The 16964-nt window shown below is 71.8% G+C and carries 15 protein-coding genes; 7 read left to right on the top strand and 8 right to left on the bottom strand.

What is annotated here, in order from left to right; all coding sequences use genetic code 11:
• Window positions 1–51: 51 nt before the first annotated feature.
• A complete protein-coding gene (locus OG892_RS05335) occupies window positions 52–399 on the bottom strand; it encodes a hypothetical protein (protein WP_371631580.1) in 348 nt (115 codons plus the stop codon).
• A gap of 504 nt (window positions 400–903) precedes the next feature.
• Between OG892_RS05335 and OG892_RS05330 the strand changes: the two genes are divergently transcribed.
• From OG892_RS05330 to OG892_RS05315, 4 genes are read left to right on the top strand one after another with little or no spacing between them, the layout of a single operon-like run.
• Window positions 904–3780, top strand: coding sequence for a nitrate- and nitrite sensing domain-containing protein (locus OG892_RS05330; RefSeq protein WP_371628591.1), 2877 nt, complete (start codon window positions 904–906; stop codon window positions 3778–3780).
• Window positions 3777–4220 carry a roadblock/LC7 domain-containing protein gene (locus tag OG892_RS05325; RefSeq protein WP_073739394.1) on the top strand — a complete coding sequence of 148 codons (444 nt, stop codon included), beginning with the start codon at window positions 3777–3779 and terminating at the stop codon, window positions 4218–4220. Before OG892_RS05330 ends, OG892_RS05325 begins: the two co-directional genes overlap by 4 nt.
• Window positions 4221–4229: 9 nt before the next feature.
• The gene (locus tag OG892_RS05320) at window positions 4230–4652 is read left to right on the top strand and encodes a DUF742 domain-containing protein (protein WP_073739508.1); all 423 of its coding nucleotides are present in this window, start codon (window positions 4230–4232) and stop codon (window positions 4650–4652) included.
• Window positions 4633–5238 carry an ATP/GTP-binding protein gene (locus tag OG892_RS05315; protein WP_073739393.1) on the top strand — a complete coding sequence of 202 codons (606 nt, stop codon included), beginning with the start codon at window positions 4633–4635 and terminating at the stop codon, window positions 5236–5238. The genes OG892_RS05320 and OG892_RS05315 overlap by 20 nt, the downstream gene beginning before the upstream one ends.
• A gap of 79 nt (window positions 5239–5317) precedes the next feature.
• Here OG892_RS05315 and OG892_RS05310 read toward each other — a convergent pair whose 3' ends face one another.
• The 4 genes from OG892_RS05310 to OG892_RS05295 all read right to left on the bottom strand — a co-directional run bounded on the left by OG892_RS05310 (window position 5318) and on the right by OG892_RS05295 (window position 8314).
• Window positions 5318–6508 carry a lipid-transfer protein gene (locus OG892_RS05310; protein WP_073739505.1) on the bottom strand — a complete coding sequence of 397 codons (1191 nt, stop codon included), beginning with the start codon at window positions 6506–6508 and terminating at the stop codon, window positions 5318–5320.
• A complete protein-coding gene (locus OG892_RS05305; RefSeq protein WP_328867749.1) occupies window positions 6505–6993 on the bottom strand; it encodes a zinc ribbon domain-containing protein in 489 nt (162 codons plus the stop codon). The genes OG892_RS05310 and OG892_RS05305 overlap by 4 nt, the downstream gene beginning before the upstream one ends.
• 49 nt (window positions 6994–7042) lie before the next feature.
• Window positions 7043–7390, bottom strand: coding sequence for a DUF962 domain-containing protein (locus OG892_RS05300; protein ID WP_073739392.1), 348 nt, complete (start codon window positions 7388–7390; stop codon window positions 7043–7045).
• A 117-nt stretch (window positions 7391–7507) separates the two neighbouring features.
• Window positions 7508–8314 carry a M15 family metallopeptidase gene (locus tag OG892_RS05295; RefSeq protein ID WP_073739391.1) on the bottom strand — a complete coding sequence of 269 codons (807 nt, stop codon included), beginning with the start codon at window positions 8312–8314 and terminating at the stop codon, window positions 7508–7510.
• A gap of 57 nt (window positions 8315–8371) precedes the next feature.
• On the opposite strand from OG892_RS05295, the gene OG892_RS05290 reads away from it, so the two are divergent.
• A complete protein-coding gene (locus tag OG892_RS05290; protein ID WP_371628590.1) occupies window positions 8372–8923 on the top strand; it encodes an NUDIX domain-containing protein in 552 nt (183 codons plus the stop codon).
• Window positions 8924–8929: 6 nt separating this feature from the next.
• On the opposite strand, the gene OG892_RS05285 is transcribed toward OG892_RS05290, so the two are convergent.
• Entirely contained in the window at window positions 8930–11281 is a 2352-nt protein-coding gene (locus OG892_RS05285; RefSeq protein WP_371628589.1) for a glycoside hydrolase family 31 protein, read from the bottom strand.
• Window positions 11282–11532: 251 nt separating this feature from the next.
• Here OG892_RS05285 and OG892_RS05280 point away from each other — a divergent pair, with 251 nt between their 5' ends.
• Window positions 11533–13509 (top strand): acetoacetate--CoA ligase, encoded by a 1977-nt coding sequence (locus OG892_RS05280; protein ID WP_371628588.1) that lies wholly within the window; start codon window positions 11533–11535, stop codon window positions 13507–13509.
• Window positions 13510–13576: 67 nt separating this feature from the next.
• Window positions 13577–14545: a hypothetical protein gene (locus OG892_RS05275; RefSeq protein ID WP_073739387.1), complete on the top strand. Its 969-nt coding sequence runs from the start codon at window positions 13577–13579 to the stop codon at window positions 14543–14545.
• 78 nt (window positions 14546–14623) lie between these two features.
• On the opposite strand, the gene ptsP is transcribed toward OG892_RS05275, so the two are convergent.
• Together ptsP and OG892_RS05265 are read right to left on the bottom strand one after the other, a co-directional pair.
• Window positions 14624–16294, bottom strand: coding sequence for a phosphoenolpyruvate--protein phosphotransferase (gene ptsP, locus OG892_RS05270; protein ID WP_327335788.1), 1671 nt, complete (start codon window positions 16292–16294; stop codon window positions 14624–14626).
• A gap of 76 nt (window positions 16295–16370) precedes the next feature.
• Window positions 16371–16820, bottom strand: coding sequence for a PTS glucose transporter subunit IIA (locus OG892_RS05265; protein WP_073739385.1), 450 nt, complete (start codon window positions 16818–16820; stop codon window positions 16371–16373).
• Between the last annotated feature and the right edge of the window lie 144 nt (window positions 16821–16964).

The raw sequence follows: 16964 nt of genomic DNA, 5'->3' as shown, positions 1-16964 counted from the left end.
CCGGCACTGGCACCCGCCCGTGCGCCCGCCGGGGCGGGCGCACGGACGGGCTCACGCCCGGGACAGCCCGCGGTCGGCCGAGCGGCGGCCTATCCGCGCACCCTCCCGCTGCCCGGTCCGGGCGGCCCGCCTCGCCCTGCGCCGCTCGCGGCGCAGCCGCCGGGCGGAACTGCTCGGCATCGAAACCACACCGTTGCGCTGGTTCCACACCTGACGGGTGATCCACACATCCAGCACCGACCAGGTAGCGGCCACCGTGCTGGCCACGCTGCTCAGCACCATCGGGAAGGCCAGCCAGGACCCTGTCAGCGTCGACAGGAAGGCCACCATCGCCTGGATGATCGTCAGCGACAGAATCAGAACGGCCCGTACGGCAGCCGTGCGTACCGGGTCGGGCATCCGCCGCCGCAGCGCCGGCTCCTCGACCCAGAGCTGCTGCCGCGGAATCACCGGCCGGCCCCGCGCCGACTCCGTCACGCCACGACGCTCTTGCGTGTCCAAGGACCTTCAACTCCCCACCACTGTCCGACTTCAGGGTTGCTGCCCGGCATGGGTGGTTTCTACGCGGACGGGCCGCCCTCACCTGCCGAATACGTCCCTGCAGTCCCCCTACCCCCGTACAGACAGACGAGTACCCGGCTGTGAAGATTCCCCCGAACCGTCACGGAACGAAGAATTCCAGCCAACTGACAGGGGGAGGAATGTGGGGCTCTGGCTGGTCTCTTCTGCCGCTTTCACGAATTCCATCTCCTGGAATACCGGGACAACTCATGGTCAACTCCCAGTAAGGCGGCCGAAAATCGCCCGGACATGCCTTCGAGTTGTCTGGGCGTCGGTAGTAGGCTCGCGCCGTTTGTTGACGGAACACCATCACCGCCCTGCGGGGACGAGCTGGGGGAGGACATGCGCTTTCGCGGGAAGTCCATCCGCAGGAAGATCGTGGCCTTGCTGCTGGTGCCGCTCGTCTCCCTCACCGCGCTATGGGGCTTCGCCACCTATCTGACCGGTCGCGAGGCCGGCCAGCTGATGAGCGCGAGCACCGTGGTGGAGAAGATCGGCCACCCCCTTGAGGACACCGTCAGGGCCGTCCAGAACGAGCGCCGGCAGACCCTCGTCTACCTCGCGGACCCGCGCGCCTCCGACGCCCTGCCGGTCCTGCGCCGCCAGCGCGCCGCCACCGACCGGGTCGTGGACCAGGTCACCAGCAGCGCGCGCCAGAAGGACATCCGCGACGCACTGCGCCCCGACGCGGAGACCCAGCTCAGCTCGATCCTGGGCGCCGTCGAGGGGCTGCGGTCGCTCCGCGACTCCGTCGACAGGCGCACCATCAGCCGGGCCAAGGCGATGGAGTACTACAACGGCCTCATCGACCCCTGCTACCGCTTCCTGACCGGTCTCCACGTCATGGAGAACGTGTCGATGGACAAGCAGGTACGCGCCCTGGCCGGAATCTCCCGGGCCCGGGAAATGCTCTCCCAGGAAGACGCGCTCGCGGCCTCCGGGCTCCTCGCCGGACGGCTGACGGCCCCCGAACTCCGTCAGATCTCCGACCTCATCGCCAAGCGCGGCCTGCTGTACGAGGTCAACCTCGACGCTCTCCCCGCCTCCGAGCGCCGCCGCGTCGAGCAGTACTGGGCGAGCCCCGACAGCGAGCCCCTGCGCTCCGCGGAGGACAAGCTCATCGCCCAGGGGCCCACCCACGATCCCCGTGAGATGGACGCCGCCCGCTGGCAGGAGGTGGCCCCGCCGGTCCTGGACCGGCTGGCCAACGACTCGACCGAGATGAACAACCGCTTCCAGGACCGCGGCAGGCCGGAGGGCTACGGGGTCCTGATCAAGGCGGGCATCGCCGGCGTCCTGGGATTCCTGGCCCTGCTCGTCTCGGTCTTCGTCTCCGTGCGCATCGGCCGCGAACTCGTCCGCGACCTCTCCCGTCTGCGCAAGGACGCCCACGAGGTCTCCGGAGTGCGGCTGCCCAGTGTGATGCGCCGTCTCGCCGCGGGCGAGCACATCGACGTCGAGACCGAGTCCCCGCACCTGAACTACGAACGTGACGAGATCGGCCAGGTCGGCCAGGCACTCAACATTCTTCAGCGTGCCGCCGTCGAGGCCGCCGTCCGGCAGGCGGACATGCGCCGCGGCGTGTCCGAGGTGTTCGTCAACCTCGCCCGCCGCAACCAGGTGCTGCTGCACCGTCAGCTGACGCTCCTGGACACGATGGAGCGCCGCACCGAGAACACCGAGGAACTCGCGGACCTGTTCCGCCTCGACCACCTCACCACGCGCATGCGGCGCCACGCAGAGGGCCTGGTGATCCTCTCGGGAGCCGCACCCTCACGGCAGTGGCGCAAGCCCATCCAGCTGATGGACGTGGTGCGCGCCGCGGTCGCGGAGGTGGAGGACTACGAACGGATCGAGGTCCGCAGGCTGCCGAGGATCGGAGTGGGCGGACCGGCCGTCGCCGACCTCACCCACCTGATCGCCGAGCTCCTGGAGAACGCCACGGTGTTCTCGCCCCCGCACACGGCGGTCCAGGTGCACGGCGAGCGCGTCGCCAACGGCTTCACCCTCGAAATCCACGACCGGGGGCTCGGCATGCCCCCCGAGCTCCTCCTGGACGCCAACCTCCGGCTCGCGGAGACACCCGAGTTCGAGCTGTCTGACACCGACCGGCTCGGCCTCTTCGTGGTCAGCAGGCTGGCCCAGCGGCAGAACGTCCGCGTCTCGCTCCAGACCTCCCCCTACGGCGGTACCACCGCGGTGGTCTTCATCCCGGCCGCGCTGCTCACCGACGCACCGGAGGCGCACGGCACCGGATTCCGCCTCGACCGCAGGTCCGAGAAGGCCATCTCCAGCAGCAGGCCGGGCGGCCACGCGGCAGGAGGCGGCACGGGCGCCGGCGAGAACGGCGGCGACGCGTTCGACCGCCCCGACGGCGACCGTCCCAGGGGCGGCAGGACCGGCGGCCTCGCACCGGTGCCCACCGGACCGGCGGACCGGGCACCGTTGGACGGACCGGTCGAGCTCGAAGGCCCGCTCGGCCCGATCGACTTCAGCCGCGACCCGGTGCTCGAAGCCGTCGCGGGACCCGGCCTCGACCCGCTGCTCGACGGGGTGTCCGACCTGGAGGACACCGAGAGCGAGCGAGGCGGCATCTTCCGGGCCCGCGAGCTCCGGCGTGACGGCGACCGCGACCAGCACCAGCAGGCCGCCGACCCGTTTCCGGACCCCGACGGGGTACGGGAACTGCGCCCGGACGGCGTCAGGCCGCTGCCCCGCCGCAAACCGCCGACCCTGGTCGCCGACCGGGGCCGCCGGATCGACGAGGCGGGCCGGGCCCACCCCACGGCCACCGATCCGGAGGCCACCACGCGCCCGGCGTCCGGCCCCGTCCGGTCCGCCGAGACCCGGCTGAACAACGGCTTCCGCCCCCGCACCGAGCGCGCCACGCCTCCGGCAGCCGAGCCGCCGGTGCCGGCGCCCCGCTCAGCGTCCCCCGCCCGGACCGCCGCGCCCGGTGCCGGGACGGTCGGCGGGCTGCCCCGCAGGGTCCGCCAGGCCAGTCTCGCCCCGCAGCTCCGTGAGGGGTCCACGGGGCGCGCGGCGGAGCCGGACCCGGTGGAGAGCGTGGAGGACATCGAGCGCGACGCGGATGAGGTACGCAGCCGCATGGCGTCGCTCCAGCGCGGCTGGCAGCGCGGACGCCGGCAGAACGCCGAGGACGTGACCGGCCCCGGCGACACAGCACAAGGAACCACTCCGGGAGGGGACGGTCCATGACCGCACCGAACGCCGCAGCACTCAACTCAGTACCCCAGGGGTCCGGCGAACTCAACTGGCTCCTCGACGAACTCGTCGAACGGGTCGCCAGCATCCGCAAGGCGCTGGTGCTCTCCAGCGACGGACTTCCCACCGGCGCGTCCAAGGACCTGACCAGGGAGGACGGTGAACACCTGGCGGCCGTGGCCTCCGGGTTCCACAGCCTCGCCAAGGGAGTCGGGCGGCACTTCGACGCCGGCCGGGTCCGCCAGACCGTCGTCGAACTCGACGAGGCGTTCCTGTTCGTCACGGCGGCCGGTGACGGCAGCTGTCTGGCCGTGCTCGCGGACTCCGACTCGGACGTCGGGCAGGTGGCGTACGAGATGACGCTGATGGTCAAGCGGGTCGGCGCCCACCTGGCCAACTCCCCCAGGACGACCGGTCTGACCTCTGGAGGGTGAGTGGATGGCATGAGCGCGGACCCCTCCCGTTCCCCGGCCGCCCCCGGCGGTCCGCAGTCCTCGCGTTGGTACGACGCAGAGGCGGGGCCGGTCGTCCGTCCGTACGCGATGACGCGGGGACGTACCAGCAGTGCGTCCCGTCACCGTCTCGACCTGATCGCGATCGTCGTCCCCGAACCCGCGGCCGACGATCCCGGCCGGGACCAGATGCTCTCCCCGGAACACGTGGAGATCGTCGAACTGTGCAGCGACATGCCCCAGTCGATCGCCGAGCTCGCGGCCGGTCTGGACCTCCCCGTCGGGGTGGTCCGGGTACTGGTCGGTGATCTCGTCGAGGACGAGCTGGTGCATGTGACCCGTCCCGTTCCGCCGGCCGAGCTGCCGGACGTGAACATTCTTCGCGAGGTGATCAATGGCCTTCGGGCGCTCTAGCCGCAGCAGGCGGCCCGTGGAGCCCGTTACCCTGAAAATCCTGGTGGCGGGCGGCTTCGGAGTGGGCAAGACGACCATGGTGGGAGCGGTCAGCGAGATCAGGCCGCTGCGTACGGAGGAGAGACTGACCGAGGCGGGACGCCCGGTGGACGACCTGTCGGGGGTCGAGGCGAAGACCACCACGACGGTGGCGATGGACTTCGGGCGGATCACGCTCCGCGAGGACCTGGTGCTGTACCTCTTCGGCACCCCGGGACAGGACCGCTTCTGGTTCCTCTGGGACGAACTCGCCCAGGGCGCGCTGGGCGCGGTCGTCCTCGCGGACACCCGGCGCCTGGAGGACTCCTTCGCGGCGGTCGACTACTTCGAGCGCCGGGAGATCCCCTTCGCCGTCGCCGTCAACCGCTTCGAGGGAGCGGACCGGTTCCCCGCGGAGACGGTGCGGGCGGCGCTCGACCTGAATCCGGAGGTACCGCTGCTCCAGTGCGACGCGCGGGACCGCTCGTCCGTCCGGGACGTGCTGGTGGCCGTCGTCGAACACGCGCTGGCCCGTGCCGACGCGCCACGCGAACCGGCCACGACGTAACGGACTCCCGCAGACAGCGGAACGCGGCACGTACCCCCGCCGACAGGGGCTACGTGCCGCGCGCCGTGCGTCCGGCCCGTCAGCGGACCGCGACGACCGCGGAGCCGTGGCCGAACAGCCCCTGGTTCGCGGTGATCCCGGCACGTGCCCCCGGGATCTGGCGGTCTCCCGCCGTACCGCGCAACTGCCAGGTCAGCTCGCAGACCTGGGCGATCGCCTGCGCGGGAACGGCCTCCCCGAAGGACGCCAGACCACCGCTCGGGTTCACCGGGACACGCCCGCCGAGCGCCGTCGCCCCCGTACGCAGGAGCGCCGCGCCCTCACCCGGCGGGCACAGCCCGAGGTCCTCGTACCACTCCAGCTCCAGCGCCGTCGACAGGTCGTACACCTCGGCCAGGGAGAGGTCGCGGGGCCCGATCCCCGCCTCCTCGTACGCCGCACGCGCGATCGAGGCACGGAAGCCCTGCGCCGCGGGCTCCACGGCGACCGCCGAATCCGTGGCGATGTCCGGCAGATCGAGCACCGCCTTCGGATACGTCGGCGTCACGGTCGAAACGGCACGGATACGGACCGGATCCGCGGCCCCGTGCCGCCGGGCGAACTCCATGCTGGACAGCACGAGCGCCGCCGCCCCGTCGGACGTGGCGCAGATGTCGAGCAGCCGCAGCGGATCGGCGACCAGCCCGGACGCAGCGACCTGCTCGGCGGTCACGGGCGCCCGGTACCGGGCGTTGCGGTTCAGCGCGCCGGCCGCCGCGTTCTTCACCTTGACCTGCGCGAAGTCCTCCGGGGTGTCCCCGTGCACCGCCATCCGGCGCCGGGCGTACAGGGCGAAGTACGCGGGGTTCGTGGCACCGAGCACCCGGAACCGCAGCCAGTCGGGATCGTCCGGCCGCTCGCCGCCCGCCGGGGCGAAGAACCCCTTGGGCGCCGCGTCCGCCCCCACCACCAGCACCACATCGGCCATCCCGGCCAGGATCTGCGCCCTGGCGGTGTTCACCGCCTGCGCGCCCGACGCGCAGGCCGCGTACACACTGGTGACCCGGGCGCCCTGCCAGCCCAGCGCCTGCGCGAACGTCGCCCCGGCCACGTACCCCGGATAGCCGCCGCGCACGGTGTCCGCGCCGACCACGGACTGCACGTCCGGCCAGTCGACACCCGCGTCCGCGAGAGCCGCGCGGGCGGCCACCCTGCCGTATTCGACGAAGCTGCGCCCCCACTTGCCCCAGGGATGCATCCCGGCCCCGAGGACGGCCACGTCCCCGCTCATCGCACACCGCCCCCGGAGCCCGTGTCCACCGGCCGCCAGTGCCAGGTCGTCCACACCGTCCCGTCGTCGTCCCCGTCGGCCCCGGAATCCGGACCCAGCGTCCCCGGCACGACCTCGACCGTCATCCCGACCGCGAGATCCTCGACACCGACCCCCGGGGCGGCCTGCCCGAGCACCACCATCCGCTCGGCGGCGAGCTCCACGGCCACCAGCGTGTACGGCTCCCAGGGCACGTCCGGGTCGGAGAGGTAGGGCGGCGGGGGCCGGTAGCGGCCGTCGGTGTACGACCAGACCGTGCCGCGCGGGGACAGCGGGACCTCGACCGGCTCGCCGCCCGTACAGCCCGGATTGCGGCAGAAGCCGTCCTGGCGGGGGAAGAAGACCGACGCGCAGAGCGGGCAGCGGGTGCCCAGCAGCCGGAATTCCTCCTCTGCGCCGTCCTCGGTGAACCACCCGGCCACCACGGGTATGCGTTTGCGCGGCAAAGGCCCTCCCCAGCACTGGATCTGACGGAACGTCAGAAGTGTGCCACGGTCAGCTGTCGTCGGCGAGCCACTTGGCGGCGGTCTCCGCGAGCTCCCGGTCCCGGCCGGCCAGCATCATCCGGATCATCTGCACGTCGCCGCGCAACGACCAGGCAGGATGCCCGAAGGAGGCCGGGTTGTTCCCCTCGATCAGGAAATGGGCGGGCCAGGCGGTCCCGTACCCGATCAGCGGCAGCGCCGCCGCGTACCGCTTGCGGCCGCGCGCCAGACCGTAGGCGGTGATCGCGAGGCCGGTCAGGGTGCCGGTCAGATGGACCCAGCGGGTCGCGGCCCTGGAGTGCATCGCGACGTAATAGGGCCAGAATTCCTCGTACGAATCGAACGTCTGCTGTGACATAGGGGCACGGTAGTGGCTGGAACGGCAACCGGATAAGGCCGGTTCGCGTCCGAGAAGAAGAACGGGCGGCTGGAACCCACGGGGGTGGTCCCAGTCGCCCGCTCGTTCCTGCCGGTCTCAGTGGCCGGCGACGGACCGCCGGGCCACCGGGAAGTCGAAGTAGGTGTCCGGGAACAGCTCGGGCGTGAAGGTGTAGTGCCACCATTCCTCGGCCAGATTGACGAATCCGGCGTCGGTGAGCGTCTTCTTCAGGAACTGCCGGTTGGCGCGCTGCACTCCCTGGATCCGCGGGTCGTCCGTGTGCGAGAGCGTGTCGAAACAGTCGAATCCGGTGCCCATGTCGATCGAGTTGTCCGGGAAGCGCTCGGACCGCGGCGCGTAACAGGGCACCAGCCGCTGGCCCGGCCGGTACGGCGCGGTGGGCCGGGCCGGCAGCCTCACCAGGGTCAGGTCCACGGTGCTGCCGCGGCTGTGACCGGACTTCTCCGCGATGTAACCGTCGGCGAACAGCCGGGTCTTGTCGACCCGCGGGTAGAACTCACCCTTCATGGTCTCGTCGTCCAGATCCTTCGCCCACCGTACGAAGTGGTCGACGGCCCGCTGGGGCCGGTAGCAGTCGTACACCTTCAGCGAGTAGCCCTGGCGCAGCAGCCGGAGCTGGGCCCGGTGCAGTGCCTGGGCGGCGGGCCGGGTCAGGATGCAGAGGGGATCGCGGTAACCGTCGACCGGCTCGCCCATGAAGTCGTGCCCCGTGGGGTAACGCATCTCCTGGATGATCGTGGGATCGACCGCGCGCAGCGACACGAACTCCGCGGGAGCCTTCGGCTCGGGCTTCGCCTGCGCCGCCGGGGCGGCGGCGGTGACGGCGAGCAGGGTGGCGGCAGTGGCTGCCAGGACACGGAAAGCGGAAGCAAGACCTGTCATGAGCACATCGTCCAACAGTCCGGCCGCGCCGGTCAGGAGATCGGATACAGTCCGCGCGTGTCCGCGACGACGAGAAATCCCGAAAAGCCCGTGAAGCCCGTGAAGGACTCCCACTGCGGCAGCTGCGGAGCCCCGTACACCGCCCTCGCGTCCCCGGACGCCTGGCCCCGCACCTGCGTGGTCTGCGGCGCCACCGCCTACCGCAACCCGCTGCCGGTCGCCGTCGCCCTGCTCCCCGTCGCCGACGCGGACGGCACCGGACTGGTCGTCATCACCCGCACCATCGAACCCGCCCTCGGCGGACGCGCCCTGCCCGGCGGCTTCATCGACCACGCGGAGGACTGGAAAGGCGCGGTCGTCCGCGAACTCCGCGAGGAGACCGGCATCGAGGCCCACCGCGACGACGTCCGCCTCGCCGACGCACTCAGCTCACCGGACGGCCACCTGCTCCTGTTCGGCCTGCTCCCGACGCGGCCGGCCGCCACCCTTCCCGTATCCGCACCCACCGACGAGACCTCCGGATACGACATCCTGCGCGCCCCGGAAGAGCTCGCCTTCCCCCTCCATACGGAGGCCGTCCGCTCCTGGTTCGCCGGCCGGTACCGCTGAGCCCGCTCACAGCCCCCGCACCCGCACCGGGCAGTCCACCAGCCCCTCCGCACCCTCCCGTTCCACCACGACCCGCCCACCCACCAGCCGGCTCGTGTACCGCTCGACCACCGCCTCCTCCCAGCCGTCACCCGGATCACGGACCACACAGCCGCCACCGCCGCGCCCCTCCACCGGAGCCCACACCTCCAGTTCAAGACCGCCGTCCGCACCCCGCACCGGAATCACCGAGCCGGCCCGCGCCAGCACCGGCACCCGCGACAACGGCGCCCCGACCACCACCTGCCCCGGCCCCTCGTGCACCGCACCGCTCACCGTGTCGTACCAGCGCCCCGGCGGCAGCCGCACCGCCCGCTCACCTATCCCCGGCCCCAGCACCGGTGCCACCAGCAGCGCGTCCCCCAGCAGGAACGCGTCCTCGCACTCCCGCAGCGCCCGGTCGCCGGGCGAACCCCACCACAACGGACGCACATACGGCGCACCCGTCAGCCGGGCCAGCCGCGCCAGCGTCACCCAGTACGGACGCAGCCGCTCCCGCTCCACCATCACCTCCCGCGCCGCTTCGAGCACCCTCGGCCCGAACTCCCACGGCTCCCTGCGCCCCGCACCGATCGCCGCATGCGTACGGAACAACGGCAGATACGCGCCCAGCTGGAACCACCGCAGATACAGCTCCGGCGACGGCGACCCGTCGAAACCGCCGACATCCGGGCCCGAGTACGGCACCCCGCACAGCCCGAGGCCCAGCACCAGCGACAGCGAGGCCCGCAGCCCCGGCCAGCCCGTCGACACATCACCGGACCAGGTGCCCCCGTACCGCTGCATCCCCGCCCAGCCGGAACGCGAGAACAGGAACGGCCGCTCGTCCGGACGCAGCCGGGCCAGGCCCTCGTACCCGGCACGCGCCATCGCCAGGCCGTACACGTTGTGCGCCTCACGGTGATCACCGCCGCGCCCCTCCAGCACGTGCCGCGCCGAACGGGGCAGCGTCGGGTCACCGAACGCCGCGAACGACACCGGCTCGTTCATGTCGTGCCAGACACCGGAGAACCCCTGCGCCAGCCGCTCCGCGTACAGACCGCCCCACCACTCGCGCACCCGAGGATCGGTGAAGTCCGGATACACGCACTCACCCGGCCACACCTCACCCCGCACGATCCGCCCACCGGCGTCCCGCACGAACGCGCCCGAGTCACCCACCGCCCGGCCCGCGTCGAACACCGCGTCACCCGGCGCGGCGGGCACCGCCGGGTCCACGATCGACACCAGCCGCACCCCGTCCGCGCGCAGCTCCCGCGCCAGCCCCGGCAGATCGGGAAACCGCTCCTGGTCCACCGTGAACACCCGGTGCCCGTCGTAGTGGTCGATGTCCAGATGCAGCACGGACAGCGGCAGCCCCCGCTCCCGGTACCCCGACACGATCCGCCGCACCTCCCGCCCGCTCCCGAAACCCCAGCGGGCGTGCTGCGGACCCAGCGCCCAGGACGGCGGCAGCGCCGGCGCGCCCGTCAGGGCCGTCCAGCCCTGCAGCACCCGGGCCGGGGTGCCCGCCACCACCCAGCAGCGCAGCGGCCCGCCCTCCATCCGCACCTCCGACATGCCGGGAAGGTCATGACCGGAACCGGCACCCTCCGCCCCCTCGCGCAGCGTCACCCGCCCCACCCAGGAGTTGTCGTGGAACGCCAGATGCGTCCCCGCGTCCGAGACCACCAGCTGAACCGGCATCGTCACGTACAGCGGATCGTCGCCGGGCCCGAACCGGCCGCCCGGATCGGTGTTCCACAGCCCGTACTCGCCGTCCCTCAGCCGCGGACCGCCCGCCCGCCCGCCGAGCCCGAAGAACCGCGCGTCCGCCGGGACCTCGGACCGCTGCACCCACCGCGCGGACCCGCCCGCCACCGGCTCCCACCACCGCGGCGGCAGCTCACGACGGAGCACCACGCCACCGGGGGTCCGCAGCTCCACCGCCCCGTGCCGGGACACCGCGACGGTCAGCCGCTCCGACACCACCTGCCACCCGCCGTCCTTGTCCGGCTCCAGAACGGCCCGCGGATCGGCGTCCGGGGCGGGCCCCGGCAGCGCGTACGACGGCAGCGGCTCCGCCCCGTCCCACCCCCAGAAGACCGCACCCCCCACCGCGACCCGGACACACAACTCCGACCGCGCGAACCGCACCACGCCCCCGCCGGGCCCCGGCTCCGCCCCCACCACGAGCCCCGGCACCCGCGCCCGCTCCGGCCCGCGCGACGGCAGCGCCCGCGCGTCCAGCCGTGAGCGCCGCCACGCCGAGCGCACCGCACGCAGCCCCTGCTTCGAACCCACCGACTTCACCGAGCGCACCAGGTCACGACCGTTCATGCGGCACACCCTGCCATCCGGTGCGACGGCAGCGGGTTCTGTTCAACTTCCGTTCACTCACGGGCCGGTGCACGGCCCGACACGGCGAAGCGTGCCACGACCACATATCCGGACACGCGATCATGTGCGGACGGCCCTGGTGCGAAGGACGATCACATGGCATCGTCCGTGAAAGCCGCCTCACGCGCACACCCCAGCACGTGCGCGCGACCCACGCCGACCCGCGCACCCGCACAGCCAGGAGCCGACCCATGACCTCAGCAGCCGACGAAGCCCCCCTCTGGCAGCCCGGCCCGGACCGCATCGCGACCGCCGCCGTCACCCGCTTCCAGAACTGGGCGGCCGAGCGCCACGGAGCACCGGCCGGCGGCGGATACCCAGCGCTGCACCGCTGGTCGGTCGACGAGCTGGACACCTTCTGGCAGGCCGTCGCCGAATGGTTCGACGTACGGTTCTCCACCCCGTACGAGACCGTCATCGGCGACCGCGCCATGCCCGGCGCCCAGTGGTTCCCCGGCGCCACCCTCAACTACGCCGAACACGCGCTGCGCGCCGCCGAGGACCCCCTGCGCGCCGAAGCGCCCGCGCTGCTCCACGTGGACGAGACCCACACCCAGACCCCCACCTCCTGGTCCGAGCTCCGCCGCCGGGTCGGCTCGCTCGCCGCCGAACTCCGCGCGCTCGGCGTCAACCGGGGCGACCGCGTCAGCGGCTACCTCCCCAACATCCCGGAGGCGGTCGTCGCCTTCCTCGCCACCGCGGCCGTCGGAGCCGTCTGGACCTCCTGCGCCCCCGACTTCGGCGCCCGCAGCGTCCTCGACCGCTTCCAGCAGGTCGAACCCGTCGTCCTGTTCACCGTCGACGGCTACCGCTACGGCGGCAAGGAACACCACCGCGCAGACACCGTCGCGGAGCTGCGCCGCGAACTCCCCACCCTGCGCGCCGTCGTCCACATCCCGCTGCTGGGCACCGAAGCGCCGGACGGCGCCCTCGAATGGTCTGCCCTCACCGCCGCGGACACCGAACCCGACTTCGAGCAGGTCCCCTTCGACCACCCGCTGTGGGTGCTCTACTCCTCCGGCACCACCGGCCTCCCCAAGGCCATCGTCCAGTCCCAGGGCGGCATCCTGCTCGAACACTTCAAGCAGATCGGCCTGCACTGCGACCTCGGCCCGGAGGACCGCTTCTTCTGGTACACCTCCACCGGCTGGATGATGTGGAACTTCCTCGTCTCCGGCCTCCTCACCGGCACCACCCTCGTGCTGTACGACGGAAGCCCCGGCTACCCGGACGTCAGCGCCCAGTGGCGGGTGGCCGAGCAGACGGGCGCCACGCTCTTCGGCACCTCCGCCGCCTACGTCATGGCCTGCCGCAAGGCCGGCATCCACCCGGGGCGCGACTTCGACCTCTCCCGTGTCCAGTGCGTGGCCACCACAGGCTCCCCGCTCCCGCCCGACGGCTTCCGCTGGCTCCACGACGAAGTGGCCGACGACCTGTGGATCGCGTCGGTCAGCGGCGGCACCGACGTCTGCAGCTGCTTCGCCGGAGCGGTCCCCACCCTCCCCGTCCACATCGGCGAGCTCCAGGCGCCCGGTCTCGGTACGGACCTCCAGTCCTGGGACGCGGCGGGCAAGCCGGTCATCGGTGAGGTCGGAGAGCTCGTCGTCACCCAGCCCATGCCGTCCATGCCGATCCGCTTCTGGAACGACCCCGACGGCAGCCGCTACCACGACAGCTACTTCGACGTGTACCCCGGAGTCTGGCGCCACGGGGACTGGATCACGATCACCGAGCGCGGCTCCGTCGTCATCCACGGCCGCTCCGACTCCACCCTCAACCGCCAGGGCGTCCGCATGGGCTCCGCCGACATCTACGAAGCGGTCGAACGGCTCCCGCAGATCCGTGAATCGCTCGTCATCGGCCTGGAGGAACCGGACGGCGGGTACTGGATGCCGCTCTTCGTCCACCTCGCGGAGGGCGTCACCCTCGACGACGAACTGCGCGCCGCGATCAAGCACACCATCCGGGAGAACCTCTCGCCGCGCCACGTCCCGGACGAGGTCATCGAGGTCCCCGGCATCCCGCACACCCTCACCGGCAAGCGCATCGAGGTTCCGGTCAAGCGCCTGCTCCAGGGAACCGCCCTGGCCAAGGCCGTCAACCCCGGCTCGCTCGACAATCCGGAACTCCTCCACTTCTACGAGGAACTGGCGCGCGAGCGCCGCTGACCGAGGCCACTGTCAGTGCCCGTGATTACTCTGAGTGAGCAATGATCGACAGCGCACTGGGGGAATCATGGCGCAGACCGGAAACAAGCCCGTCGGCAACAACAAGCAGACCAGGAAGAAGCAGGCCGGGAACAGGCGGACCACGCCCGAAGGCCGGACCGGCATCACCATGCGACGCTCGCTGCGCCGCGAAGCACCGAGCACCATCGGCCTCCTGACCGATGAACAGGACTTCGCGGCGATGCGGCGCTACGGCAGCTTCACCTTCGACGACCACTCCGTCTACCTCCACCAGGTGGAAGGCCTCCTCAAAGCCCTTGCCGCGCAAGGCGTGCACACAACGGTCGCCCTCTTCGACCCGGAGGAGTACGCGGAGTTCTGCGCCGAATCGGACATCACACCCGACTCCCCGGCCAGCCGCAGCCGCTTCACCGCGGAGATCGCGGCCATCGGAGCCACCGTCGCCTACACCGGACAGCCGCTCGACAGTCTGATCCCGCTCCTGGTCGACCGGTCGGTCCGCCGGGCCACCTGGGAATACGCCACGATGCTCCTGGCCGGACTGGGGGAGTGCGCCGACTGCGGCCAGGACATCGGCCGCGCGGCGTTCGACCGGGCGTCCCATCTCCTGCTGCGCATCCTGGAGTCGGCGGGCCCCGGCACCCACCACCTGGTCTGCAGCACCCCCACGGAGAACGAGCAGCTGCTCGCCGCCCTGCACACGGAGCGCGAGGCGGCGGGACCGGCGGCCCGCCTCGACTCTGCGGAGGGGGCGGAGTTCGTGACCGTGCTCGCCGTCGGCATCGCGCTGGAACGCCGCGGCGGAGTCGTCCTGCGGACGAGTGCACCCGGCACCCCGGACCGGGTGCACGGCTGGCGGCTGACCCGGGGCTGCCTCACCCCGCTGACGGCGGGCGAGGTCTTCAGCGCCTACTGCACCGATGCCGACACCGGGGAGCCGGTCGCCCCGGAATCCGGCGTGGAGTACTGCCCCGGATTCGACATCGGCGCCGACGAACCGGAGCCCCACCACTGACAGGCCGAAGGGGCTCCCCGCCACCATCGGCGGGAAGCCCCTTCCCCTCATCGTCCGGATCGTCCGGGCGCTGCGGTCCTACTCGCCCGAGAGCACCGCCTGCGCGGCGACCCGCGCCTCCTCGGCGGAGTCCGCCGCACGCGCGGCGGAAGCGGCCCGCTCGCACTGCGCGAACGTGTACTTCGCCAACGTGGTGCGCACATAAGGAATGGACGCGGCGCCCATCGACAGCGACGTCACTCCCAGGCCGGTGAGAACGCAGGCGAGCAGCGGATCGGCGGCGGCCTCGCCACACACACCACAGCTCTTGCCCTCGGCCTTGGCCGCGTCGGCTGACATCGCCACCAGATCCAGCAGCGCGGGCTGCCACGGATCCTGCAGCCGGGAGACCGCACCCACCTGACGGTCGGCCGCGAAGGTGTACTGCGCCAGGTCGTTGGTGCCCAGCGAAAGGAACTCCACCTCCTGAAGCACCGAACGGGCCCGCAGCGCGGCCGACGGAATCTCGACCATCGCGCCGAACTTCGCGTTCAGCCCTGCCTCGCGGCACGCGTCGGCGAACGCCTTGGCGTCCGCACGGTCCGCGACCATCGGGGCCATGACCTCAAGGTAGACGGGCAGCCCCTCGGCGGCCTTGGACAGCGAGGTCAGCTGGGTCCGCAGCACATCGGGGTGGTCCAGCAGGCTGCGCAGCCCGCGCACACCCAGTGCGGGGTTCGGCTCGTCCGCCGGAGTCAGGAAGTCCAGCGGCTTGTCCGCCCCGGCGTCCAGTACCCGCACCACGACACGCCCCTCGGGGAACGCCTCGAGCACCGCGCGGTAGGCCGCGATCTGCTTCTCCTCCGACGGCGCCTGCTTGCTGTCGTCGAGGAAGAGGAACTCGGTACGGAACAGGCCCACACCTTCGGCGCCCGCCTCTAGGGCAGCCGGTACGTCGCCGGGGCCGCCGACGTTGGCGAGCAGCGGCACCTTGTGGCCGTCGGACGTAGCACCGGGACCGGTCGACTTTGACAGCGCGGCCTTCCGGGCGGCGGCGGCACTCTCCATCTCCGAGCGCTTCTCCTCGCTCGGCTCGACGAAGATCTCGCCGGTGCTGCCGTCCACCGCGATGACGGTGCCCTCGGCCAGCTCGCCGGCGCCGGGGAGCGCCACGACGGCGGGCACACCGAGCGCCCGCGCCAGGATGGCGCTGTGGCTGGTCGGCCCGCCCTCCTCGGTGACGAAACCGAGCACCAGGGCCGGGTCGAGGAGGGCCGTGTCGGCAGGAGCCAGGTCCCGCGCGATCAGCACGTACGGCTCGTCGCTGTCCGGCACACCCGGCATCGGCACACCGAGCAGCCGGGCCACGATCCGGTTGCGCACATCGTCGAGGTCGGCGACCCGGCCCGCCAGGTACTCCCCGGCACCGGCCAGCAGCGCGCGGTACGAGGCGAACGCGTCGTACACGCCGCGCTCGGCGGTGCTGCCGACGGCGATACGCCGGTCGACATCGGCCATGAGCTCGGGGTCCTGGGCCATCATGGCCTGGGCCTCCAGCACGTGCTGGGCCTCGCCACCGGCCAGGTTGCCGCGAGCGACGAGGTCGGCCGCCACCGCCTCCACTGCCTGCCGCGCCCGTCCCTGCTCGCGCTCCGCCTCTTCGGCCGGGATCTGCTTGGCCGGCGGTTCGAGCACTGCCGTGCCCATGTGCCGTACCTCGCCGATCGCCACACCGTGGCTCACGCCTACGCCCCGCAGCGTTGTCTCCATTTCACCTGTCTCCGATTGTGCGGCGGCCGATGCCTCCGCGGTGGTTGTCCCGTCGGCTGTCACTGCGCCGAACGCGTTACTGCCAGCCGAACAGCGCTTCGCCGACCTTCACGTCGCCGTCCTCGACGACGGAGGAGAGCGAGTCGGGGGTTGCCTCCAGTGCCACGATGGGGCAGATGGGCGACTTGCCTGCCGTCTCGACGGCCGCAGGGTCCCAGCGCACGATGCTCTGGCCGCGAGTCACGGTGTCACCCTTGTTCACCAGGAGCTCGAAGCCCTCACCGTTCAGCTGGACGGTGTCGATGCCGAGGTGGGTGAGAACCCCGTGTCCCTCGCCGTCCACGACGACGAACGCGTGCGGGTGCAGGGAGACGACGATTCCGTCGACCGGCGACACGGCCTCCGACGGCTCGCGTACCGGGTCGATGGCGGTACCCGGACCGACCATCGCGCCGGAGAAGACCGGGTCGGGTACCGCAGCGAGCCCGATGGCACGTCCGGCAAGAGGGGACGTCACAGTGGTCATGGGTGCCTCCCAGAGTGGAGCTTCAGTGGTGGGCCGCCACGGCTTGTAGGAGGGCGGCGTACTGCTCAGCAGAGTAAGTCATATGAAGTCCCGGTTCCGCCTGAGTCCTGCCGGTTCGAGGACCTAGGGGTGTACCGGAAAGGA

It is taken from the genome of Streptomyces sp. NBC_00341, from assembly GCF_041435055.1.
Lineage (GTDB): Bacteria > Actinomycetota > Actinomycetes > Streptomycetales > Streptomycetaceae > Streptomyces.
The sequence above is the reverse complement of the archived record's forward strand: the minus strand, read 5'-3'. Positions and strand labels throughout refer to the sequence as shown.